23 protein-coding genes are annotated in these 23,754 nt (G+C 69.6%); 9 read left to right on the top strand and 14 right to left on the bottom strand.

From position 1 onward, the window contains the following. Positions 1-3: 3 nt before the first annotated feature. Complete coding sequence (locus ACFVAV_RS05515) at positions 4-534, bottom strand: hypothetical protein (RefSeq protein ID WP_379030450.1); 531 nt, start codon at positions 532-534, stop codon at positions 4-6. 116 nt (positions 535-650) lie between these two features. Next, on the bottom strand, positions 651-1,631 hold the full coding sequence (locus ACFVAV_RS05510; protein WP_379030447.1) for a helix-hairpin-helix domain-containing protein: 981 nt from the start codon (positions 1,629-1,631) through the stop codon (positions 651-653). A 179-nt stretch (positions 1,632-1,810) separates the two neighbouring features. Here ACFVAV_RS05510 and ACFVAV_RS05505 point away from each other — a divergent pair, with 179 nt between their 5' ends. Beyond that, entirely contained in the window at positions 1,811-2,773 is a 963-nt protein-coding gene (locus tag ACFVAV_RS05505; protein WP_379030444.1) for a DUF2332 domain-containing protein, read from the top strand. 11 nt (positions 2,774-2,784) lie between these two features. On the opposite strand, the gene lexA is transcribed toward ACFVAV_RS05505, so the two are convergent. The 11 genes from lexA to ACFVAV_RS05450 form a co-directional block, all read right to left on the bottom strand. Next, positions 2,785-3,435 (bottom strand): transcriptional repressor LexA, encoded by a 651-nt coding sequence (gene lexA, locus ACFVAV_RS05500; RefSeq protein ID WP_378848297.1) that lies wholly within the window; start codon positions 3,433-3,435, stop codon positions 2,785-2,787. Between the two features lie 81 nt (positions 3,436-3,516). Continuing rightward, positions 3,517-4,359: a DegV family protein gene (locus ACFVAV_RS05495; protein WP_379030441.1), complete on the bottom strand. Its 843-nt coding sequence runs from the start codon at positions 4,357-4,359 to the stop codon at positions 3,517-3,519. A gap of 3 nt (positions 4,360-4,362) precedes the next feature. Beyond that, positions 4,363-5,898, bottom strand: a complete 1,536-nt coding sequence (gene octT, locus ACFVAV_RS05490; protein WP_379030438.1) for a diglucosylglycerate octanoyltransferase — start codon at positions 5,896-5,898, stop codon at positions 4,363-4,365. After that, positions 5,888-6,547 carry a histidine phosphatase family protein gene (locus ACFVAV_RS05485; protein ID WP_379030435.1) on the bottom strand — a complete coding sequence of 220 codons (660 nt, stop codon included), beginning with the start codon at positions 6,545-6,547 and terminating at the stop codon, positions 5,888-5,890. Before ACFVAV_RS05485 ends, octT begins: the two co-directional genes overlap by 11 nt. Further along, positions 6,544-6,957 carry a ribosome silencing factor gene (rsfS, locus tag ACFVAV_RS05480; RefSeq protein WP_379030432.1) on the bottom strand — a complete coding sequence of 138 codons (414 nt, stop codon included), beginning with the start codon at positions 6,955-6,957 and terminating at the stop codon, positions 6,544-6,546. The genes ACFVAV_RS05485 and rsfS overlap by 4 nt, the downstream gene beginning before the upstream one ends. A gap of 46 nt (positions 6,958-7,003) precedes the next feature. Beyond that, complete coding sequence (gene nadD, locus ACFVAV_RS05475) at positions 7,004-7,645, bottom strand: nicotinate-nucleotide adenylyltransferase (RefSeq protein ID WP_378848310.1); 642 nt, start codon at positions 7,643-7,645, stop codon at positions 7,004-7,006. Between the two features lie 65 nt (positions 7,646-7,710). After that, positions 7,711-8,715: a hypothetical protein gene (locus ACFVAV_RS05470; protein WP_379030429.1), complete on the bottom strand. Its 1,005-nt coding sequence runs from the start codon at positions 8,713-8,715 to the stop codon at positions 7,711-7,713. Between the two features lie 161 nt (positions 8,716-8,876). Then, complete coding sequence (locus tag ACFVAV_RS05465) at positions 8,877-9,218, bottom strand: MmcQ/YjbR family DNA-binding protein (RefSeq protein WP_379030426.1); 342 nt, start codon at positions 9,216-9,218, stop codon at positions 8,877-8,879. An 11-nt stretch (positions 9,219-9,229) separates the two neighbouring features. Next, positions 9,230-10,621 (bottom strand): VWA domain-containing protein, encoded by a 1,392-nt coding sequence (locus ACFVAV_RS05460; RefSeq protein ID WP_379030423.1) that lies wholly within the window; start codon positions 10,619-10,621, stop codon positions 9,230-9,232. 1 nt (position 10,622) lies between these two features. After that, positions 10,623-11,501 (bottom strand): AAA family ATPase, encoded by an 879-nt coding sequence (locus ACFVAV_RS05455; protein WP_379030420.1) that lies wholly within the window; start codon positions 11,499-11,501, stop codon positions 10,623-10,625. After that, positions 11,498-12,763, bottom strand: coding sequence for a glutamate-5-semialdehyde dehydrogenase (locus ACFVAV_RS05450; protein WP_379030417.1), 1,266 nt, complete (start codon positions 12,761-12,763; stop codon positions 11,498-11,500). Before ACFVAV_RS05450 ends, ACFVAV_RS05455 begins: the two co-directional genes overlap by 4 nt. A gap of 196 nt (positions 12,764-12,959) precedes the next feature. Between ACFVAV_RS05450 and ACFVAV_RS05445 the strand changes: the two genes are divergently transcribed. Further along, positions 12,960-13,832, top strand: a complete 873-nt coding sequence (locus tag ACFVAV_RS05445) for a ribokinase (protein WP_379030414.1) — start codon at positions 12,960-12,962, stop codon at positions 13,830-13,832. Between the two features lie 84 nt (positions 13,833-13,916). Further along, complete coding sequence (locus ACFVAV_RS05440; protein ID WP_379030411.1) at positions 13,917-15,128, top strand: RtcB family protein; 1,212 nt, start codon at positions 13,917-13,919, stop codon at positions 15,126-15,128. 1 nt (position 15,129) lies between these two features. Here ACFVAV_RS05440 and ACFVAV_RS05435 read toward each other — a convergent pair whose 3' ends face one another. Beyond that, positions 15,130-15,531 carry a hypothetical protein gene (locus tag ACFVAV_RS05435; RefSeq protein WP_379030409.1) on the bottom strand — a complete coding sequence of 134 codons (402 nt, stop codon included), beginning with the start codon at positions 15,529-15,531 and terminating at the stop codon, positions 15,130-15,132. Positions 15,532-15,884: 353 nt separating this feature from the next. On the opposite strand from ACFVAV_RS05435, the gene ACFVAV_RS05430 reads away from it, so the two are divergent. The 6 genes from ACFVAV_RS05430 (at position 15,885) to ligD (ending at position 23,648) form a co-directional block, all read left to right on the top strand. Continuing rightward, positions 15,885-18,008, top strand: coding sequence for a RecQ family ATP-dependent DNA helicase (locus ACFVAV_RS05430; protein ID WP_379030406.1), 2,124 nt, complete (start codon positions 15,885-15,887; stop codon positions 18,006-18,008). A gap of 197 nt (positions 18,009-18,205) precedes the next feature. Further along, complete coding sequence (locus ACFVAV_RS05425; protein WP_379030403.1) at positions 18,206-19,306, top strand: methyltransferase; 1,101 nt, start codon at positions 18,206-18,208, stop codon at positions 19,304-19,306. Positions 19,307-19,371: 65 nt separating this feature from the next. Beyond that, the gene (locus tag ACFVAV_RS05420) at positions 19,372-19,761 is read left to right on the top strand and encodes a hypothetical protein (protein ID WP_379030400.1); all 390 of its coding nucleotides are present in this window, start codon (positions 19,372-19,374) and stop codon (positions 19,759-19,761) included. 215 nt (positions 19,762-19,976) lie between these two features. Further along, complete coding sequence (locus ACFVAV_RS05415) at positions 19,977-20,420, top strand: EXLDI protein (RefSeq protein WP_379030397.1); 444 nt, start codon at positions 19,977-19,979, stop codon at positions 20,418-20,420. Between the two features lie 28 nt (positions 20,421-20,448). Then, entirely contained in the window at positions 20,449-22,623 is a 2,175-nt protein-coding gene (locus ACFVAV_RS05410; protein ID WP_379030395.1) for an MMPL family transporter, read from the top strand. A gap of 65 nt (positions 22,624-22,688) precedes the next feature. Continuing rightward, on the top strand, positions 22,689-23,648 hold the full coding sequence (gene ligD, locus ACFVAV_RS05405; protein WP_379030392.1) for a non-homologous end-joining DNA ligase: 960 nt from the start codon (positions 22,689-22,691) through the stop codon (positions 23,646-23,648). Positions 23,649-23,754: the final 106 nt, after the last annotated feature.

Raw genomic sequence — 23,754 nt, 5'->3', positions numbered from 1 at the left:
CCCTCATTCGCAAGCCGGGTTCACGCCCGAAGCATCGCCACGCACCGCACGCCGCCCGAGAACCGAACTGACCCCGAAGCATCCGAATTCCACACTGCTGTACGAATGTCCGACACAGTCCGCGAAACAGGGCGAAAATTCACCCGTCGACGCCGCATGGTCACCGGTCGACACCGCATGGTCACCCATCGACGCCACATGGTCACCCATCGACGCCACATGGTCACCCATCGACGCCACATGGTCACCGGTCGAGGCGCCGCGGTCCGGGATCGACACAACGCGATCCGCAACTGACGTGACGCAGCCCGCGGCCGATTCCACATGGTCGACAGTCGATGCCACGTGGGCTGGGTTCGATGCCGCGTCCCCGAGGGTCGGCACACAGTGGTCCTCAGTTGAAGCGGCGCCGTCCGCGACCGATGCCAGATGGTCGGCAGTCGACGTCACGTGCGTCAGCGCCGGCACGACGCTGTCTGCGGTCGACGCGACACGGTCTGCGGCTGATGCCACAAGGTCGGCTGTCGATGTCATGTGGCAGGGGGTTGAGGTTGGCGCGTGATCGACCGATGCCGGGCGATCACCCGGCGAATCGGTATCTCTGTTGGGGCAGGTGGTTTCGCCGTCTTCGGCCGGACGGGGCGGTCGGGTCATGTCGTCACCAGGTCGCGCAGGCGGGCGAGGCGGGCGGGGCCGATGCCGTCGACTTCGCCCAGTTGGGCGACGTCGGTGAATCGGCCGTTGGCCGAGCGCCAGGCGAGGATCGCGGTGGCGGTTACCGGTCCGACGCCGGGCAGCGCGTCGAGCTCCGCTTCCGTCGCGGTGTTCAGGTTGAGGCGAGCTGTGCCGCCTTTGCCTTTCGGAGTGGCGGCGGTGTTCGTTCCCGCGGTGCTCGCTGTGGTCGGTCCGGCGGCGGGTGTGTGGTCGGCGCTGATCATGATGCTGCCCAGGCGGGGCGGCCCTGATTGGGGGCCGGTCGCGCCGACGACGAGCTGATCGCCGTCGGACAGCCGCTGAGCCAGGTTCAGGCCGGCCAGGTCGGCGCCGTCGCGGGCGCCGCCTGCGATCTCGATGGCGTCGGCGATGCGGGAGCCGTCAGGCAGGCGGTGCAGGCCCGGCCGGTCTACCAAACCCACCACGCTGACAACGACTTCCGTGCTCGCGCTCGGCCCGGTGCCGACCACTGCGGCGGCTGCTGCGGTCGGCTCGGCACGCACGCCGATACTCTCGGCGCGAACTACCGGAACCGGCGGCACCGCCTGCTGCATCGGCTGATCGCGCACCACCATGATGCCGGTGAGCACGATCGCGACCAACCCCACCAGGCCGAGTACCAGCGCACCCCGGCGTCCGGGATCGAGGCGCGCCCCGCGGAACCGTTCGGGCACAAGCCGTTGCACGCCGCCGGGCTTCGCACCGTCGTCGAGCCAACCCGGCGCACGCACCTCCCCCACCGACGGCGCGAGTTCTTCATCGTCCCAACGGCCCTCGGCGCCACCATCGATGCGCGCCCCTGCCGGTGTGGCACCGCGACCTGATTCGCCTCGCAGGCCGCCCGGTCCCACCTTCTCGCGTACCGCCAGCCCGCCCAGCCGTTGCCGTACCCGCTCGTGCTCTTCGTGTCGTGACATGGCAGCGACGCTACGAGGAAGCGGCCTCGGGAAACCGCCGCCGACCTGGGCAGGAAACGAACCTGTGGACAACGTCGAGCCTGTGGACAACTCCCGGTCATCGGCCGCTGAGCACGGAATCCGTCGCGGCCCGAGCGAATACGGTGCGCGCATGGCCGAAACGACGTACGGATGGTGCCATGGACCTGGCACAACGATTCCGCGACTTCGCGTTCCGCGAGGTGCACAGCAATTCCCCGCTCTACCGTCGGCGGGCGGTCGACATCGCCGACGACCCGGCGGTGCTGGCGTTGATCGCCGAGCTGCCCACGGACAAACAGCAACCCAACCTGGTGCTGGCGGCCGCGCGCGTGAACGGCGCCATCGCGGTGCCCTACCGCGAGTTCCGCGAGCAGCTGATCGCGCACTGGCCCGCGATCTCGGCGACAGCGCTGGTCAGGCGCACCCAGACGAACGAAGCAGGCCGCGCCGCAACACTGCTGCCGGTGCTCGCCCGGCTTCCCGGACCACTGTCGCTGGTCGAGGTCGGCGCATCGGCGGGACTGTGCCTGTATCCCGACCATTTCAGCTACCGCTACGACGACAGTGCGCTGGATCCCGCCGATGGACCGTCCCCGGTGGTGTTGTCGTGCACGGTAACCGGCGCCGCACCGATACCGGCTCGGCTCCCCGAGGTGGTCCATCGAGCCGGAGTCGACCTGAACCCACTGGACGCGGGAGACATCCGGGATCGGGAATGGCTGGAAGCGCTGGTCTGGCCGGGACAGGACGAACGACTCGCGAGGCTGCGGGCGGCCTGCGCGATCGCTGCCGCGAACCCACCGATCCTGGTGACGGGCGACTTGAACGAGAAGGTCGCCGAGCTGGTCCACACCGCACCTCGCGACAGCACCGTGGTCGTGTTCCACAGCGCGGTGCTCACCTATCTGCCCGTACAGGCCCGCGAGGAGTTCGTCACCACGGTGCGTGCGCTGCCCTGCCATTGGGTGTCCCAGGAGGGCACCGGTGTGATCGCGGCGTTCGCCGACCGGCTGCCCGAAAGAGACTCGGGCACAGCGCGGATGGCGCTCGCGGTGGACGGCGAGCCGGTGGCCTACGCCGGGCCGCACGGCCAGTCGCTCGACTGGTTCGGCCCGGCGTAGCGCGGACGACGTCAGATCCGGCGCATCACCGAGACAACCCGGCCCAGGATCACGGCCTCGTCGCCGTCGATCACCGAATACGCGGGGTTGCGGGGTTCGAGCTGCACATGGCCGTTGCGCCGGCGATACACCTTGACCGTGGCTTCCTCGCCGATCATGGCGGCGACGATGTCGCCGGAGTTTGCCTCGCGCTGGCTGCGGACGACGACGAGGTCGCCGTCGCAGATCGCGGCGTCGATCATCGAGTCGCCGCGGACGCGGAGGCCGAAAACCTCGCCGCGGCCGACGAGTTCGCGTGGCAGGGTGAGCAGGTCGTCGGCGTGCTGTTCGGCCAGGATCGGGGTGCCCGCGGCGATGTCGCCGACCACGGGCACGGTCACCGACCCGTCGGAGCCGCCACCCGGCGCGTGCCGCAGGAACAGGCGCACATCGATAGGGCGGGTCATCGCGGCACCGCGGCGCAGAAAGCCGTCCTCCTCCAGCGCTTTCAGATGCTTGGAGACCGTGGACGTGGAGCGCAGGCCGACGGCGTCGGCGATCTCCCTGGCGCTGGGCGGGTAGCCGTGCGCAAGCACCGAGTCCCGGATCACGGCGAGGATGTGTTGCCTGCGGGGCGGCAGGTGCGCGGTGTCGGGGTAGTCGAAGTCGTCGTATCCGGTCACCGGGGCATCGTAGAGGCCCGCCGGTTCAGACCGTCGGCGCAGGCTCCCGGCGCGGCAGCCGGCCACGGGAACCGGTGCCGGTCACGAACACCCGCCGGGCACCACGAGCACGCCGAGCGCGCCGACGCCGAGGTGCACGCCCAGGGTGGGGCCGAACTCGGCGACGTAGAGCTCCTCGACCTCGGGCACCTGTTCGCGCAGCTGGGCGGCGATAGTCTCGGCGGCGTCGGCGGCGCCCAGATGCTGGACGGCCAGTGCCGCGCCGTCCCGGCCCGCGGCGTCCACCGCGGCCGCCACCAGCTTCGCGTAGGCGCGGGATCTGGTCCGCACCTTCTCGCGCAATTCCAGCTTGCCCTCGACCAGCTGCAGCAGCGGCTTCGTCACGAGTTCGCTGCCGAAGAACGCGGCGGCGCTGCTGAGCCTGCCGCCCTTGCGGAGCTGTTCGGTGCGGTTGACCAGGATGAACGTGCGAGCACGGGCGGCGGCCGCCACCGCGCGTTCGTAGACGGCATCCAGCGCCTCGCCCGCCCGTGCCCGGCGCGCTGCCGCGAGCACGGGCAGACCGGTCGCCAAGCCCGCACCCAGCGAATCCACCAGGCGCACACGATCTTCGGCGCCCATATCGCGGACGGCCTGCCGCCCCGACTCCCAGGTCGCCGACAGGGTGCGCGACAGATGCACGGCGACGACACCGTCGCCGTCGCTGTGACTCAGCGCCCGTTCGTAGGCCTCCCGCAGCTCACCCGGCGAGGCGGCCGAGGTGGTGACCGAGTCCGTCGAGTAGTCGATCTCGACAGGATCGACGCCCTCCCGGATCTCCCGGTCGCCGACAAGCACATGCAACGGCACCACTTCGATACCGAGCTCGGCGACGACGTCGGGGGACAGCCCGGCCGCCGAATCGGTGACCACCACAACGGGCACGGACTACCGGACCTCCTGCAGCGCCTTGGTCATTGCCGTCGCCACCGCCGCGTGTCCCGCCCAGCCCCAGTGGATGCCGTCCGGGTTCGCCGCACCCGACTCGATGTCGTCGCGCACGGCCTCACCGAGGTCGACCAGCGGCACCGAGGTACGGCCCGACCACGCCTGCAGTGCCTTGACCGCGCGCGCACGGCCCCGGTGCACCCGCCCATAGGCATCGCACTTGTGCACCGACGGCAGCACCGCGACCACGGGCAGCTCGGGGCGCAGATGGTTCAGCGCCTCGCGCGACTGCTCCAGGTAGTCGACGCTCACCTTGGGCGGAAGCGCCACGGGCCGACCAAGTTTCGACAGCTTCGGCTGCAGCCAGTTGTAGGAGGAGCGCACACCACGTCGCAGCTTGGGCGGACGGATGTAGCGGATCAGCTCGCGCAACGCGGTCGGCAGCGGCGAGGGCAGGGTGTCCATGCCACCCACGGCGAACACCACCGCACCGGCCCGCGGCACCGCGGCCCAGACCCGGGGATCACCGATGAGCGCCCAGTAGGCGTCGCGACAGGTCCAGCCGATCCGGGCGATCAGCTCGACATCCCAATCCAGTTCGGCGGCCACCATATTCGGCCAGATCCGCGGATCGTCCGCGGGCAGGCCGCCCTTGGGGCCGTAGTACGCCAGGGAGTCGGCGATAACCAGCAGCACGGGACGCGGCGACGCGGATTCCACCGGCCGGGGCTCGGTGGATTCCTCGACGAGCACGACCTCCACGGCCGCTTCGGCGAGCGATTCACCCTGCGCGACAGCGGTCTCCGCAACAAGCGAGCCCGCTGCGGGCGCCTCGGCCACCGAGGCTGCATCGGTGACGGAATCCGCAGACACCGCGACGGACTCGTCCGACACCGTCGCGACCGAATCGCCCGTCGGCTCGGCACCCGCAGCGGTGTCGGCATCGTCCGACGGATCGCCGGAACCATCAGCCGCACCGGCCGACTGGAGGTCCTGCGCCCCAGCGGGCTCTGCCGCTGAGTTCGTCGTCACCACGAGATCGTCAGCACCCGCAGCAGGGCTTGCGCCATCGGACAGGTCCGCGACGGTGGCCGCCGACTCGGCGATATCCGACTGCGCAACAGCCGGTTCAGCGTCGGCGCCGTCCAGCTGCGCGGCAGAGTCCGCTACGGCCTCGACCTCGGAGACAGCATCGCCCGCTGTGGCAGGCTCGCCGTCGACATCGCCGTCCTGCTCGTCCGACGAGCCGCCCGCAGACGCCGAATCGACTGCCGCCGAGTCGATCTGCTCGGGCTCGGCGGCCACCGGTGCCGGCGGGGGGCCGAACAGCGCGTCGGGTAGCGAGCGCTCGCTGCGCGCGGTGACCTGCTTGAAGAGTTCGTCCGGTACCGAACGGATGGGCTCCTCACGCTCAGGGCGTGCGGGCCGAGCGGGTGGCGGGCCGAACAGCGCGTCCGGCAATTGCCGTCCGGGCTTGGCCGTCACCTGCTGGAACAGTTCGTCCGGTACCGATCGGACGGGCTCTTCAGAGGACATCGGGAGCTACCTTCGCCGCTGCGTTCCAAACATCGAGGCGCCAGCCGGGTCGGTCGATGTCAGGGCCGTGACTGGACAGCTGTACCCAGCTCGTATTGGCCAGCCCACCGAGGGCAGGCCAGTTCTCTGGGGGCAGATCCAGCAACGCGGCCGTGAGGGCAGCGATCAGCCCGCCGTGCGCCACCAGGATGATAGTCCGGCCGGGCCAATCCTGTCGCTCGTTGTACAGTTCGCGCACCAGGGGCAGTGCCCGCGCGCCGACCTCGAGTTTGCTCTCGCCACCGGGCGGTGTGTAGGTGGCGTCGAGCCGCCACTGCACGCGCGCGCCCGGGTAGTCGGCGTCGACCTCGAGATGGGTCAGCCCCTCCCAGTCGCCGAGGTGGGTCTCACGCAGCCGCCGATCGGTGATCACCGGCAGATCGCTGATGTCACCGAGCGCCTGCGCCGTATCCTTGGCGCGCCGCAGATCGGAGGCGTGGATGGCGATGGCATTACGCGAAACCAGTTCGCGCGCTGCCTCTTTGGCCTGCTGGCGACCGAGCTCGGTGAGATCGGTGTCGATCTGACCCTGCATCCGGTCGGCCGCGTTCCATTCGGTCTGCCCGTGCCGCAGCAGGATCAGCGTGCGCACATGGGCGTACTTGCTCACTCGGTGTCGCCCTCTACCTGTGCGTCGTCGGCGGCCGGAGTCGGCGGTGCAGCGATGCCCTCGACGGCGACGGTCGGGCAGTCACGCCACAACCGCTCCAGCGCATAGAAATTGCGCTCGTCGTTGTGCTGGATGTGCACGACGATGTCGACGTAGTCGAGCAGCGCCCAGCGGCCCTCGCGGGTGCCTTCGCGACGGACCGGCTTGTGCCCGGCTTCGCGCAGCTTCTCTTCGACGTTGTCGACGATCGCGTTGACCTGGCGCTCGTTGGGCGCCGAGGCGATGACGAAGCAGTCGGTGATCACCAGCTGCTCGGAGACGTCGAGGACGACGACATCGGTGGCGAGCTTGTCGTCAGCCGCGAGTGCGGCGACCTTGGCCATTTCGACCGCTTCGGCGGTGGCACTCATGCGGCCTCCCCCAGACAGGTCAGACCCTCGATCGTGTGGCTCAACGTCAGCTACCTTCCGTTCCTGCGGGCCCATACAGGTGCCGCTTCGATATGTACTGCACCACGCCGTCAGGGACGAGGTACCAGACCGGCCGACCCTCCGCGGCGCGGCGGCGGCATTCGCTCGACGAGATGGCCAGCGCGGGGATCTCGATCATCGTCACGGCATCGGCGGGCAGGTCCCGCAGATGCTCCTCGAGATGGTCGGTGTTCAGCTCGTACCCCGGACGGCTCACCCCGACGAACTTCGCCAGTTCGAACAGTTCGGTCCAATCCTGCCATGTCAGGATGTTGGCCAGCGCGTCCGCACCGGTGATGAAGTACAGCTCGGCGTCGGGGTGAGCGCTCTGCATCTCGCGCAGGGTGTCCACCGTGTAGGTGACCTTGTTGCGTTCGATGTCGGCCCGGCTGACCGAGAACCTCGGGTTGGACGCGGTGGCGATGACCGTCATCAGATAGCGGTCCTCGGCGGGGCTGACCTGCTTGTTCACCTTCTGCCACGGCTGACCGGTCGGAACGAAGATGACCTCGTCGAGCTCGAACCGGTTCGCGACCTCGCTGGCCGCGACCAGGTGGCCGTGGTGAACGGGGTCGAAGGTCCCGCCCATGACGCCGAGCTTGCGGCGCGGCCGAGCTGTTTCGTGCATGAGGTCCGAGCTTAACGGGACTGCCACCGCGGGAGCGGACCGGACTGCTCCGTGGCAGCTCGGCGTCAGCACGGACCCGACGCCTGCGCGCACATCTGCGCGAACTGGCCGCGGGTGCGAGCCAGCTCATCGGCGATGTGCGCGCCCGGATCGGTGGCGAGCCGGTCGTTCAACTCGGCCATCAGCACGTCGATCGTGACCCACCACGGCCCACGGACCCGGCCCTGCGGCCCGCGCAGCTGCAGCCAGGCCGCCGCGCGGAGGCAGCGGGCACGCGGCACGATCTTGCCCAGCTCACCCCACAGGCCCGCGGCCCGCAGGTAGCCGCCCAGCGCGGCGGATTCCTGCCCGCAGCATTCCCGGGCGACGGCCGCCGACCACACCAGATCGGCGTGGCGGTGCCGCTGGGTGGCCGATCCGGCGAGCAGCCGCGCCGCCTCGGTGAACTGCCAGGCGGCCTGGCGGTACCGGCCGAGCCGGATCAGCGACTCGGCGAACTCGGCGCGAACCAGCGCGAGCTCGCCGGGCGGGTAGCCGACGGCGCCGCTCAGCAAGGGCCGGTCGAAGGCGGTGACGGCCTCGGCGTGCTTGCCCGCCCGATGCCAGGCCCGGCCCGCGACCAGCCACAGGTGCGCGGAGTCGGCCGCCGAGATCGGGTGCCAGCACGCGGCGGCGGAGGCGGCTGCCCTGGCCACGTCGCGGTCGCGGCCCGGTTGGGCGGCGATCGCGGTGACCAGCCGGGTCCGCAGCTCGGCGAGTTCCCGCCCGCCGAGTTCGCCGAAGCCGACGACCAGCGCGCGGCGCAACTGCTCTTCGGCGGCGGCGGGCGCGTCGGCCAGCCGGGCTGCCGCGATCCCGGCCAGCCTGCGCGCCGCCCGCGCTCCCGAACCCGGGCGCAGGTGCCCGGCCTGCGCCGGCTCGCCGGACGCCGTGGACCGATCGCCGCTGCCGGGTGTCGAATACTGCGCCGGGGCTGCATTGTCGTTGCGGGCCACCGCACCGAGCCCCTCCGCGACGGCTCCGGATTCAACTGCAGCACAGGAACTCTCGTTGGATGCTGGATCGGTCACCGGGTGGACCACAGCCAACCCGCGACGGCTCGGGCCTGCCGCGCTGTACCCCTTTCCGATATCCGTCGATCGGACCGCTCGTCGTCGCGCGACGCCCCTGCCAGCATGGCGGTGATCTTGGCGGGCACGCCATATAAGTGGCTTAACGTCTGCTGAAACAGTCAGACCTTGGGACGCTTCGACTTCGGGAGCTTGGCGACGATCGCGTCGTAGGAGGCGTCGATCAGCTCGCGCAGTTCGTCGGGCGGGACGGCGCCGCCGACGGTGATGCTGTTCCAGCCGTAGCGCCCGATATAGGCGGACGCGCTGACGTCATCGGGGTAGACGTGGACCAGTTCGTCGGCCTCGGCGCGGTCGCGCCCGCATTTGAGCCCGATCGACGTGCCTTCCCCGAGGAAGGCGAAGATCTTGTCGCCCACTTTGGCGACGATGTCGCCCTCCCACGGTTCGTCTTGCCAGGCACCGGGTTTGGCCAGGCAGTAGGTCAGCGGATCCTCGCTCATCACCAGCTCCTTCAGACGGGCAACAACCGGGAGACCACGTCGGTCAGCTGCCGGGCGGACCGGCATTCGTGCATCTCGATCACCTCGCCGTACTCGCGGGCCGCCGAATCGCCGGTACCCCACAAGTTGCGCGGCTCCGGGTTCAGCCAGTGCGCGTGCCGGGCGGTCTCGACCAGCTGCCGCAGGGTGTCCAGCTGCGGGTTGCGGTAGTTGGTGCGGCCGTCGCCGAGCACCAGCAGGGAACTGCGGCTGGTGACCGCGTCACCGAAGTTGTCGGCGAAGGTGGTCAGTGCCTGGCCGTAGTCGGAGTGCCCGTCGGCGTCGATGATCCGCGACTCGGTGAAAATCCTGGTCAGCACGTTGTCGAGGCCCGCGTACGGGTCGAAGAAGGTGGTCACCTCGTCGGTGCGGTCGACGAAGGCGAAGATCCTGACCCGGGAGAACTGCTCGCGCAGCGCGCTGACGAGCAGCATGGTGAAGTTGCTGAATCCGGCGACCGAGCCCGAGATGTCGCACAGCAGAACCAGTTCCGGGCGGCCGGGCCGGGGCTTGCGATTCACCAGGTCGATCGGCACGCCGCCGGTGGACATCGAGGCCCGCAGCGTCTTGCGCAGATCGATCTCGCCGCGGCGGGCCTTTCTGCGCCGCACCGCGAGGCGGGAGGCGAGAATCCGGGCCAGCCGCTGGCTGCCGCGCCGCAGTTCGACCAGTTCGCGTTCGGAGGCCCGCAGGAAATCGGCGTCCTCGGCTTGGCGAGCGACACCGTAGGTGGCGACGCGATCGCGACCGATCTGCTCGGCGACCCGCCGGTTGGTCTCGGCTTCCACACTCGCCCGGAAGCCGGCGATCCGTTCCCGGACGATCCGCTGCGCGACCTCGGTGTCGCGGTCGCTCGCATCCGGCGGCAGCGCCAGTCCTGCCAGGACCCGGGACAGCAAGGTCTGCGGCGCAAGGTCTTTCAACGCCTGATACGCCGAGAACGACGGCCCACGCGCCGACTGGTACTGACCCAGCTGTTCGACAATCTGCCCGGCCAGCAGCTGCAACTGGGCACCGCTGTCCTCGGTGGCGAGCAATTCGGCCAGTTGCTCACGCAGGGCGGGCAGATCGATCTGGCCCTCCGGCGTGCGCGGCAGGTCAGCGGACTCGGCGCTGCGCTCCCCGACCGCGACCGGGAACCACAGGTCGAACAGTCCGTCGAAGGTGCGCCGGTGGGTGGGACGGCGCAGCAACGCGCACGCCAGTCCCTCGCGCACCGACTCGCGATCGAGCAGGTCGAGCACGGTGAGCACCCGGCCCGCGTCGACGGTTTCCGAGGGCCCGACCGGCACGCCGCGGGCCCGCAGTGCCGCGACGAACCCGGCGACGTGCCCGCCGAGTCCGTGCGGGCCAGGCGCGGTCATCTCAGGCCAGCTTCAGCTCGGCCAGCGCGCGCTGGTGGTCGCTGCGATGCTTGAGCACCACGCCGAGCGTGGCACGCACCGTGGCGTCGTCGAGATCTGCGGCGCCCAGCGCGAGCAGCGTGTGACCCCAGTCGATCGATTCGGCCACCGACGGCAGCTTCTTGAGCTGCATCCCGCGCAGGACGTGCACGATCCGCACCAGTTGCTCGGCCACCGTGGCCGACAGCTCCGGCACCCGGCTGGCCAGGATCCGGCGCTCGAGCTCCTCGTCGGGGAAGTCCAGGTGCAGGTACAGGCAGCGGCGCTTGAGCGCTTCGGACAGCTCACGGGTGGCGTTCGAGGTGAGCACGACGAACGGCTTGCGGGTCGCGGTGATGGTGCCCAACTCCGGCACGGTCACCGCGAAATCGCTAAGGACCTCGAGCAGCAAGCCCTCGATCTCGACGTCGGCCTTGTCGGTCTCGTCGATCAGCAGCACCGTCGGCTCGCTGCGCCGGATGGCGGTGAGCAGCGGACGCGAGAGCAGGAATTCCTCGGTGAAGACGTCGGCTTTGGTTTCGGCCCAATCGTTCTCACTCGACGCCTGGATCCGCAGGATCTGCTTGGCGTGGTTCCACTCGTAGAGTGCGCGGGCCTCGTCGACGCCTTCATAGCATTGCAGGCGGACCAGCTCGGCCCCGGCGACCTGGGCCACCGCGCGCGACAGCTCCGTCTTGCCGACACCGGCGGGACCTTCGATGAGCAGTGGCTTGCCCAGCCGGTCGGCCAGGAAGACCGAGGTGGCCGTGGCCTTGTCGGCCAGGTAGCCGGTGCCGGCCAGCCGGGAGATGACGTCGTCGACCGAGGTGAAGATCGGTTCCTGTACCAGTGTCACGATCACACCGGCCGAGTCTGGCCGTCGCCCCACACGATCCACTTGGTGGAGGTGAGTTCGGGCAGTGCCATCGGGCCGCGGGCGTGCAGCTTCTGGGTGGAGATACCGATCTCGGCGCCGAAGCCGAACTGCTCGCCGTCGGTGAACGCGGTGGACGCGTTCACCATCACGGCGGCCGCGTCGACGCGGGAGGTGAACTCCCGGGCGGCGGCCAGGTCGGCGGTGACGATGGCCTCGGTGTGGCCGGTGCCCCAGGTGTTGATGTGCTCGACGGCGGCATCGAGATCGTCGACGACCTTCAGCGCGATGTCCATGGTGAGGTACTCCTCACCCCAGTCGGCGTCGGTCGCCGGGACCTGGCCGGGCAGCTCGCCGTGGATGGTCACGCCCGCGTCCTCGAGCGCCTTGCTCAGGCGCGGCAGCGCGGTCTCGGCGACCGCCGCGTCGATGAGCACGGTCTCGGCCGCGTTGCAGACGCTGGGGCGGCGGGTCTTGGCGTTGAGCAGGATGGCCTCGGCCATGTCCAGGTCGGCGGCGGAGTGCACGTAGACGTGGCAGTTGCCGGTGCCGGTCTCGATGGTCGGCACCTGGGCATCGCGCACCACCGCGTTGATCAGGCCCGCGCCGCCGCGCGGGATGACCACGTCGACGAGGCCGCGGGCCTGGATCAGGTGGGTGACGCTGGAGCGGTCGTGGCTGGGCAGCAACTGCACCGCGTCGGCCGGGATGTCCTGGGCGACAAGGGCTTCACGCAGCACCTCGACCAGGGTGGCGTTGGAGTTCGCCGCCGAGGAGGAGCCGCGCAGCAGGGCCGCGTTGCCCGACTTGAGCGCGAGTCCGAACGCGTCGACGGTGACATTGGGCCGGGCCTCGTAGACCATGCCGACGACGCCGAGCGGCACGCGGGTCTGGCGGATCTCGAGTCCGTTGGGCAGCGTGGAACCGCGGACGACGCCGCCGACCGGATCGGGCAGCCCGGCGACCTGGCGCAGGCCCGAGGCGATGCCGTCGATGCGCTCCTTGGTCAGCCGAAGGCGGTCGAGCAGGTTCTCCTCGGTGCCCGCGGCCTGCGCCGTCGCGATGTCGGCGGCATTGGCCGCCAGGACGCGATCGGCGGCGGCGAGCAGTGCGTCGGCCGCCGCGTGCAGTGCCTCGTTCTTCTGCGCCGTGGTCAGCTGAGCCAGCACGCGGGACGCGACGCGAGCCCTGCGGGCGGCGTCGTGCACCGCTGCGCGGATGTCGAGCTCGGGGGTCACTTCTACCGTCATGGGTATCAGCGTACGCAGTGCGGCTGCCCCGCTCGACGCCACCCGGACCCCGGAATACGGCTCCGACCGGCGGCGGGACCGAGTTGTCCACAGGATTTCGCGCCGCCGCGGTACTTGTCCACAGGTCACACCGCTCCCGGCGCGCTCGCCACCCGAAATCGCCGCCGACCGTGCCGCCGCCGCTAGATTTGCCGCTATGGACTCCGTCGCACCCACCGTCGTCGTGCTGGGCAGCGTCAACATGGATCTGGTCACCACCACGGCGCAACGGCCCGCGCCGGGTGAGACGGTGCTCGGCTCCGGTTTCGCGACGGTCCCCGGCGGTAAGGGCGCGAACCAGGCGATCGCGGCAGCGCGGTCGGGCGCCCGGGTGCGGTTCCTCGGCGCGATCGGTGACGACGCGTTCGGGACGACCCTGCGATCCACGCTGGCCGACGCAGCCATCGACACCACACTGATGCGCACGGTCGATGGTCCCAGCGGCGTGGCGACCATCGTGGTCGACGGGACCGGCGAGAACAGCATCATCGTCGTCGCCGGCGCGAACGGCCGGGTGACCGACCTGACCGAGGACGAGCTCGCGGCGATCGCGGCTGCCGACATCCTGCTGTGCCAGCTGGAGATTCCGCTCGGCACAGTGGCCGCGGCCGCTCAGCACGCTCGCGCATCGGGCACGGTCGTCGCGCTCAATCCCTCGCCCGTGCAACCGCTGCCCGCCGCATTGTGGGCCGATGTGGATCTGGCGATCGTGAATTCGCTGGAGTCCGACCGGTATGCGGCCGAACTGAACCAGGTACCGCACGTGGTGCGCACCCTCGGCGGCGACGGCGCGGTGTATCGGTCCAGTGATGGCACCGAGTTCGCGGTCGCCGGTCGCACGGTCGATGTCGTCGACACCACCGGTGCGGGCGACGCCTTCACCGGCGCACTCGCCGCTACCTGGGAAACCGGGCCGCACGCCGCGGTGACCTGGGCCAATGCCGCCGGTGCCGTGGCGACCACCCGGCTCGGCGCCAGCTCCTCGATCCCGGACCGGGCCCGGATCGCGCGCGCGCTCGCGGCGAACTGATCGGCTCGGTCCGGCGGCAAAATTCACGTGCGCCGCACGGGTCGCGGTCCTACCGTGGGTAGTACATCCAGGAAAGGACCGACCATGTTTCCCGTCGAGCTGCGCGGTACCAGGGCGCAGACGCTCATGTGGGCCAACGAGCACGAGATCGAGCAGTCTGCGCTGCGTCAGCTCCGCAATATCGCGGAGTTGAAATGGGTGTATGGACTGCGTGTGATGCCCGATGTGCACCTGGGCAAAGGCGCGACGGTGGGGTCGGTCATCGCCATGCGGGACGCGGTCGCACCCGCCGCGGTCGGGGTGGATATCGGCTGCGGCATGGAGAGCGTGAAGACCGGGCTGACGGCGGCCGATCTGCCCGATGATCTGCGGTCGCTGCGGTCGCGGATCGAGCGGGCGGTGCCGGTGGGGTTCAATGCGCACAAGGAGGCGGTGAACGTCGGTGCGCTGCATGCCGGTTCGCACGGGCAGTCGGCGCGGACGAAGGGCTGGGACCGGTTCTGGCGTGAGTTCGGCGAGCTGCACCCAGGGGTGTCATCGCTGGAGTCCAAGGCGCACAAGCAGATCGGTTCGCTCGGGTCGGGCAATCACTTCATCGAGGTCTGCCTCGACCAGGACGACGCCGTGTGGATTCTGCTGCACTCCGGGTCGCGCAATATCGGCAAGGAGCTGGCGGAGCGGCACATGGCGATAGCGCGGGCGCTGCCGCACAACCAGTCGCTGCCCGACCGTGACCTGGCGGTATTCCTCACCGGGACACCGGAGATGGCGGCGTATCGGCGCGATCTCACCTGGGCGCAGGAATACGCCGCGCGCAATCGCGCGGTGATGCTGTCGCTGGTGTGCCGGGCGGTGCGCGACGAATTCGCCGGCCGCGACGTGCGGTTCGACGAGCCGATCTCGTGCCACCACAACTATGTGGCCGAGGAGATCATCGACGGCATGCCGATGCTGGTGACCCGTAAGGGCGCGGTGCGGGCGGGCGCCGGTGACCTCGCGTTGATCCCCGGATCGATGGGGACGCGGTCGTATGTGGTGCGTGGCAAGGGAAATCCCGCCTCGTTCCAGTCGGCTTCGCACGGTGCGGGACGACGGTTGAGCCGGACCGCGGCCAAGAAGCAGTTCACCGTCGCGGATCTGGTCGCCCAGACCGAGGGCGTGGAATCGCGGAAGGACGCGGGTGTGGTCGACGAGATCCCGGCCGCGTACAAGAACATCGACGAGGTGATCGCGGCACAGGCCGACCTGGTCGACGTGGTGGCGACGCTGCGTCAGGTCCTCTGCGTGAAGGGGTGAGTCATCGTCGGCGCAGGGTGCCCGCCACACCCGCGCCGACGAGCAGCAGCCCGACGACGAAGGTGAAGCCGCTGGTGATCCACGCATTGAGCGCGATATGCAGCTCATCGGTCATCAGCGGCAGATCACCCACCAGCCGCCAGGTGCTCTCCGGCGACACGAAGTAGATCAACCCGGGCAGCACGCCCCACACCAGCCCGGCCAGGATCGTCGCGATCGGCGTGTACCCAGCCAGCGCGCTGACCAGCAGCAACAGCAGCGCACCCGCGATGATCTGCAGGGTCGAGCCCAGCCGATCGGCGGCGTCACCGAGGATCACCCAGCGACTGGAATCCAGCGCACCATGGGCAGCCAACGCCATCCCGACCGGCGTCACCACCAGCGCGAGAAACGCGCCCGCCACCGTGCGAGACGCCCCCGAATTCGTCCGGAACTGAGACCCGGGCGGCGACCACCCAGCAGGCGGATCGAATCTGTTCGCCATGGAGCCCCTCCGGCAAATCCGGTAACTCGCCCTATTGTCCTCCCCCACCCGGCATTTCGCCGAACGAATGCCTTATCCCAGCCGCAGGCCCCATGCCGCCGACAGGTCTCGCACGAACATGGGTAACTCACCGGGTACGGGCGAACCGAGCAACAGCCCCTCCGCCGGCCGCCTCCCTTCGCCCCATCGCTCCCAAGTCTGGCTTGAATCGCGGAGAGGCGGAACTGTACCGCTGATCAAACCTGTCGGTGGGGTCGGGCAGCATGGTCGGCATGACCTCAGCGACCGGCAACGACGTGCTCGACCTGACGGCTTCCGACCTGCGCGAACGAGCTGAGGAGTTGTTGCGTGAGCTGGCCGGGCCCGGGGCGCGGTTGCGGGAGGACCAGTGGACCGCGATCGAAGCGCTCGTCGTGCAGCGCAGGCGGGCGCTGGTGGTGCAGCGGACCGGTTGGGGTAAATCGGCGGTGTACTTCATCGCGGCGAAGCTGCTGCGGCGCGCCGGGCGGGGGCCGACGGTGATCGTGTCGCCGCTGCTGGCGTTGATGCGCAACCAGGTGGCGGCAGCGGAGCGGGCCGGGGTGGTGGCGGACACGATCAACTCGGGCAATGTCACGGAGTGGGACGAGATCCATCAGCGGGTGGCCGACGGCGCGGTCGACGTGCTGCTGGTGAGCCCGGAGCGGTTGAACAATCCGGACTTTCGCGATCAGGTGCTGCCGCGGCTGGCCGCCGACGCCGGGCTGGTGGTGATCGACGAAGCGCACTGCGTGTCGGACTGGGGGCATGATTTCCGGCCCGACTATCGCCGTATCCGCACCCTGATCGCCGATCTCGGATCGGACGTGCCGGTGCTGGCGACCACCGCGACCGCCAACGACCGCGTGGTCACCGATGTGGCGGGCCAGATCGGCACCGACACGCTGGTGTTGCGCGGCACGCTGGACCGCGAGTCGCTGCACCTGTCGGTGGTGCGGTTCGACGATGCCGTGCAGCGCACCGCCTGGCTGGGCGGACAGCTCGACCGGCTGCCCGGGTCGGGCATCATCTACTGCCTCACGGTGGCCGCCGCGCACGATCTGGCCGATGTGCTGAACTCGCACGGTCACACCGTCGCCGCCTACACCGGCCAGACCGACCCGGCCGAACGCGAAGTGCTCGAGAGCGCCCTGCTGAACAACGAGGTCAAGGCGCTGATCGCGACCTCGGCGCTCGGTATGGGCTTCGACAAGCCCGATCTCGGATTCGTGGTGCACGTCGGCGCCCCGTCCTCGCCCATCGCCTACTACCAGCAGGTCGGCCGTGCGGGCCGCGGTACCGAGCGGGCCGAGGTGGTGTTGCTGCCCGGCGCGGAGGACAGCCGGATCTGGAGTTATTTCGCCTCGGTGGCGTTCCCGCGCGAGCACATCGTGCGCGCGGTGCTGGCCGCTCTCGACACCGATCGGCCGATGTCGACGGTCGCGCTGGAACCGCTGGTCGAGCTGAACCGGTCGCGGCTGGAGATGGTGCTGAAGGTGCTCGACGTGGACGGTGCCGTGCGCCGGGTACGCGGTGGCTGGTTGTCCACCGGCGAGCCGTGGACCTATGACACCGAGCGCTACGAGCGTCTCGCCGCCGCCCGCGATACCGAGCAGCAGGCGATGATCGACTACCAGGCGACCACTGCCTGCCGGATGACATTCCTGCGCCGTCAGCTCGACGACCCCGGCCTCGGCGCGCTCGACGCCGCGACCCCCGATTGCGGGCGCTGCGACAACTGCACCGGCACCCGCCCCGACACCACCGTCGACGCGGCCGCCGTCGCCGCCACCCGGGCCAGGCTGGACCGCCCCGGCCTCGACCTGGCGCCGCGCAAGCAGTGGCCCACCGGCATGGCGAAGCTGGGAATCCCGTTGTCCGGCAAGATCTCCGCAGGCGCCGACACCGGCCGGGTGCTCGGCAGGCTCACCGACCTCGGCTGGGGACAGCGCCTGCGCGGCCTGCTCGACGGCCCCGACGCCCCGGTGCCCGATGCCGTCTTCGACGCGTGCATCGCCGTGCTGCGCGACTGGAATTGGCAGACCCGCCCGACCTCGGTCCTGGCGCTGGAATCGCCCCGCTACCCCCAGCTCACCGCGAGCCTGGCCGCGCGGCTGGCGCAGGTCGGCAGGCTCGACAACCTCGGCACCCTCCACACCAGACCGGATCGGCCGCCGGTGTCGGCGGCGAACTCGGCCCACCGGGTCGCGGGGCTGTTCGACTCGTGGGAGGTGCCCGACCTCACCGGCGTCGACGGCCCGATCCTGCTGGTCGACACCCTCACCGACACCGGCTGGACCATGACCGTCGCCGCCCATGCCCTGCGCACCAGCGGCGCGGACGCGATCCTGCCGTTCGCCCTGGCGACCCCGACCTGATCTTCGTCCCGCACTCCGGTGGCTCCGATCGCCGTTCCCCTGGGCGATCGGCTTGGTCCTGTGCGCCGCCGGCCGACGTGTTGCGGCGACGACCTGCCGACCTCAGGTTCATCGGCGGCGACCCCCTCCCCGGCCGGTCCCGATTCCCGTAAACTCAGTGCGTCCGTGCAGGTCAACCGGCCGACGATGGAGTCGTCATGACATCCACAGCACTGAAGAAGATCCCCCCGCTGCCCGTGCTCCGCGCGATCGACCGGGTGCGTGACGCGCTCGGCGGACTGCACCGGAAGCTGGTTCCCGGCCATATCGCGCTGCTGGATCTGCAGATCGCCGGATTCCTCTCCCAGGCCATCAGCACCGCCGCCGAGCTCGGGATCGCGGACGAGCTGGCCGACGGCCCGCGCACGGCGGCCCAGCTGGCGCGTGCGGTCGAGGTGGACGAGGAGGGTATCCGCAGGCTGATGCGGCTGCTGGTGAGCTATGACGTGTTCGCCCAGCGTCGCGACGGCACCTACGCGCTCACCCGCATCGGCGACGCGCTGCGCAGCGACGCCGAGGTGACCTTGCGTGATCTGTCCCGGTTCCTCGGCTCGACGTTCCACCGCAACCATTGGACCCACCTCACCGACGCGGTACGCAGCGGCGAAGCCGTCGGCCGGGACTTGGACGGGTCGAGTTTCTTCGAGTACGCGGCGGTGAACCGCGAGGTCGGCGAGTTGTTCGATCGTGCGATGACCAGCGTGAGCACGCTGTCGATCGAACCGCTGCTCGCCGCCTACGACTTCGGCCGGTACGGCACGCTCGTCGACGTCGGCGGCGGGCGCGGCAGCCTGCTCATCGAGATACTGAACCGGTATCCGGCGACGCGGGGCATCGTGTTCGACCTGCCGAACGTGGTCGACGACCTGACCGCCGACCTGGCCGCGGTGGGCCTCGCGCAACGGTGCGTGGTGGAGAGCGGGTCGTTCTTCGAGGAGGTGCCCCAGGGTGGTGACGCCTACCTGCTCAAACACATCGTGCAGGACTGGTCCGACGCGCAGGCCGAGCAGATTCTGCGCACCGTTCGCGCCGCGATGAGCCGCTCGGCGACGTTGCTGGTGATCGAGCTGGTGCTGCCGGATCATCACCGTCCGCATCCGGGCAAGTTCATCGATCTGGAAATGCTGGTGAATACCGAGGGCGGCCACGAACGCACCGAACAGCAGTTCCGTGACCTGCTGGCGCGCTGCGGGTTCACGCTCCGGCGCACGGTGGAAACCGCGGCGCCGGATTGCGTGCTGGAGGCCGTTCCACGCTGACTCCCCTCCTCGACACGCCGCCGTCGATTGTGGGTGTGACCGGCCACCAATGTTTCAATGCGGCTATGACCAGGACCTCATTTGCTCGATCCCTGATGGCCGTCGCCGCGGGCTTTGCGGCCGGATTCACCCTGTTGACCGTTCCCGCCCAGGCGTCGAACGAGAACCCCCTCGACTGCGCCGGCGTGCCGGGCGCCCAGGCCGCGGCCGACCGCGAGAGCGCCCGGCGCGGCATCGCGATCATCCCGCTGTGCTTCAGCGGCGGCCTCTACAGCAACATCCACGCGGGAATCCCGCTGGCCGTGCTGAACCCGCTGACCATGCCGGGCACCGCGAGTGTGTGCGTAGACGAACGCGGAACCGTTGAAGCGGCAGCCAAATTCGAATGGACCGAGCGGGTCCACGTGATGCCGATGTGTATACAGAACCGGGCGTTCGGGGTCTACGAGCTGTAGTTTTCCGCCACACGCGGGCGGTCCGCACGGAGTCGATCCGTGCGGACTTTTTTTGACTCTTGCCCTATACGTATACATCTACTTATAGTGAGACGGACGGAACGCAGAGTCACCGCACAACCGCACATCGACCACCACGACGAGCCGAAGCAAGGGGCTCGCCGCTCGTACATCCATGCCCATATGCGCACACACTTATCGAATTGGAGCGATCAATGACCACCGAAACGCACGCCATCTCCGATGCACCCGCGATCGTCGACACCGTCAAGCCCACCTCGGACGAATTCGGTCCGATCGTCGTGAAGGTCGGCCCCGGCGGCGGTCGCACCCAGCGATTCACCGGACGCAAGGTCGGCGAGTCCCGGCAGGTGACCAAGAAGGCCGTCGAGGTCGTCCGCGTGTTCCTCACCCACAAGGGCAACTACGTGGTGCAGAAGCAGACCGCCGAGTGGTCGGCCTTCTCGCTGCCCGAGAACTGGACCAGGGACTGGAAGAACTGGCGCGCGATGGTCGGCATCGGGGAGCAGGACTGGGGCGACTTCACCGTCGAGGTGGCCGACTCGCTCGAGGCGCTGCGCGATCAGGTCCCGCCGAAGGTCTACCTGACGATCGTCGACCGCGTCAGCCATCCGCTGATCCAGGACCTCGACATCTGATTTCCAGGCTCGGAAAGGACCTCCCATCATGTTCGCCAGACTGGGGCGCGTCGTCGTCCACCATCCGTGGAAAGTGATCGGCCTGTGGGTGATCGCGATCGTCGCCGTGCTGTCGACGGCGCCCGCGCTCACCGCGACCACCGACCAATCCGAGTTCCTGCCTTCGCATTACGAGTCGATCCAGGCGATGAAGCTGCAGGAGCAGGCATTTCCGCAGCACGCCGCGCCCGCCGCGCTCATCGTGGCGGTGCGGGCCGACGGCGCGGCGCTGACCGAGGCCGACTCGGCGACGGTGAGCGCGGCCGCCGCCGCGCTCACCGCGCAGAACATCAAGGGCGTCACCGGAATCCAGGTGACACCGCCCTCGGAGAACGGCCTGGTCCAGGTCATCGCGGTACAGATGACCAAGCTGACCGACGCCGCCGACAAGACGCAGGGCGAGGCGGTGCAGAGCCTGCGTGAGCACCTGAAGGAGCAGGTGCGTGACACCGGATTGAAGGCAGGTGTCACCGGTACGGCGGCGCAGACCCTCGATCAGACCGAGGAGGGTGAGAAGGGCATGGCGATCATCGGCATCGCCACGATCGTGCTGATCCTGGTGCTGCTGCTGATCATCTTCCGCAGCCCGGTCATCGCGCTGCTGCCGGTGGTCACCATCGGCGCGATCTCGAGCACGGTCGGCGGCCTGATCGCCATGGCCGCCAAGGCATTCGACCTCGAGATCGACACCTCGGTGAACTCGATCCTGCTGGTCGTGCTGTTCGGTGTCGGCACCGACTACATCCTGTTCCTGATGTTCCGCTACCGGGAACGGCTGCGGGCGGGCGACGACCCGAAGACCGCGATGGTCAATGCCGTCACCAAGGTCGGCGAGGCCGTCACGTCGGCGGCGGCCGCGGTGATCATCGCGTTCATGGCGCTGACGCTGTCGAGCCTCGGGATGTTCCGGGCGCTGGGCCCCGCACTGGCGATCGCGGTGGCGGTGGCGCTGCTGGCCGGGCTCACGCTGGTGCCCGCGATCGTCTCGCTGCTGGGCACCAAGGTGTTCTGGCCGTCGAAGGCCTGGCAGATCGAGCCCAAGGGCGCCCGGTTCGGCGCGATCGGCGCGGCGATGGGCAGGCGGCCCGGCGTGTTCGCCGTCGCCTCCGGTGGCGTGCTGGTGGCGCTCGGGGTGTTCGCGGTCGGCTTCAACCCGACCTTCGATCTGAGCTCGGGTTCCACCACCGACGCCTCGGAGTCGGTGGCCTTCACCACCGAACTGGTCAAGGGGATGCCCGCGGGGGCGACGCAACCGTCGGATGTGGTGCTGCAGTCGACAGGTCCGCTGGCCGACGACCAGCTGGCGACGTATCGCACGGCACTGACCCAGGTCGACGGTGTCGGCCAGGTGGGGCAGCCGCAGCTCTCGCCGGACCGCACGATCGCGAACTTCCAGGTGACGCTCTCGAATGCACCGGAATCCGATGCCGCGCTCGACACGGTGGCGGGTCCGCTGCGCGAGGTCGCCCATCAGGCGGCGCCCGCGGGAGCGACGGCGGCGGTCGGTGGCATGACCGCGGTATTCGTCGACTTCGAGGAGGCGATGAACCACGACTACCGGATCGTGTTCCCGGTGGCCGCGATCCTGATCATGATCGTGCTGGCGCTGCTGCTGCGCAGCCTCGTCGCACCCTGGTATCTGATGGCCTCGGTGTTCCTCGGGTTCGCCGCGACCCTCGGCGCGACGGTGCTGGTGTTCCAGCAGATCCAGGGCGAGCACGGGCTGATCTTCACGCTGCCGGTGATCATGTACCTGTTCGTCGTGGCGCTGGGCACCGACTACAACATCCTCATGGTCGCCCGGTTGCGGGAGGAAGCCCGCGAGGGGCACACGCCACGCGAGGCGGCGGCGCTGGCCGTGCGACACACCGGGCCGACGGTGGCCGCGGCCGGTCTCATCCTGGCGGGCACCTTCGCCTCGATGATGCTGGCGGGCAACAGCACCCTGTCGCAGATGGGCTTCGCCATCTCGGTGGGCATCGCGATCGCCGCGTTCGTGATGGCGCTGTTCTTCACCCCGGCGGTCACGGCGCTGCTCGGGCGCCGCGCCTGGTGGCCGGGACACGGTGGGGACAGCGACGAGGAACGCTCGCCCCGCTGGGCGGAGTACTCCTACGCCGAGAGCTACTACACGCCCCCGGCTCAGCAGAGCCGCCAGGGCTGACACACCCACCCACCGCAGGTCCGCTCCCCCGCCGGGAGCGGACCTGCTCGTCTATCGTTGCGCAGGTGGCCAAGTCTGCGACGCCGGCGGTCGAGCTGGCGGTGGGTGAGCACACGGTGCGGGTCAGCAACCCGGACCGGGTGTATTTCCCCGAGTTCGGGGCGACCAAGCTCGACCTGGTGCAGTACTACCTGAGCGTGGGCGACGGGATCGTGAACGCGCTGCGGGACCGGCCGTGCATGCTGCACCGGTTCCCGAAGGGCCTGCCCGGCGGGAAGATTCACCAGAAGCGGTTGCCCGGCGGTGCGCCGGACTGGATTTCGACTGTGCGCGTGTACTTTCCGCGCTACGGCAGGCATGCCGACGAACTGTGCGTGCAGGAGCTCGCCGATGTGATCTGGGCGGTGCAGATGTCCACGGTCGAGTTCCATCCGTGGAATTCGCGGGCGAGCGACACCGAATCCCCCGACGAATGGCGCATCGACCTCGACCCCATGCCGGAGTGCCCGTGGCCGCGTGTGCAGCGGGTCGCGGGGGTGGTGCACGAGGTGCTCGACGAACTGGGCGCGGTCGGCTGGCCCAAGACCTCCGGCGGTTCCGGTCTGCACGTCTATGTGCGGATCGCCCCCGAACACGGGTTCAAACAGGTCCGCAGGGCCGCGCTGGCCTTCGCGCAGGAGGTGGAGCGCAGGGCGCCCGAGGACGTGACGACGGCCTGGTGGCGGCGCGATCGCGATCCGGCCCAGCTGTTCGTCGACTACAACCAGAACGCCCGTGACCACACCATCGCCGCCGCCTACTCGGTCCGCGGCGTGCCGGCGGCGACGGTGTCGACCCCGGTGCGCTGGACCGAGATCGACGACATCCATCCCCGCGACTTCACCATCGAGACCGTCCCCGCCCGCTACGCCGAACTCGGCGACATCCAGGCAGGCATGGACGACGCCGTCTTCGACCTCGCGCCCCTGCTCGACCTGGCCGACCGCCACGGCATCGACGAGCCGGTCGACCTCGACGAATCGTGAGCGAGGCCGACGGGGAAGAATCGAGGCTCCGGGTCGGCGCACCCGCGGCGGCGACACAGCTCCGGTCGCACCGTGCGTCGACGGCAGCAGCTCACCACTGGTTCAC

Origin of the sequence: Nocardia sp. NPDC057663 (genome assembly GCF_042799895.1) — a bacterium.
GTDB lineage: Bacteria > Actinomycetota > Actinomycetes > Mycobacteriales > Mycobacteriaceae > Nocardia.
This window is presented reverse-complemented; position numbering and strand designations above follow the sequence as displayed.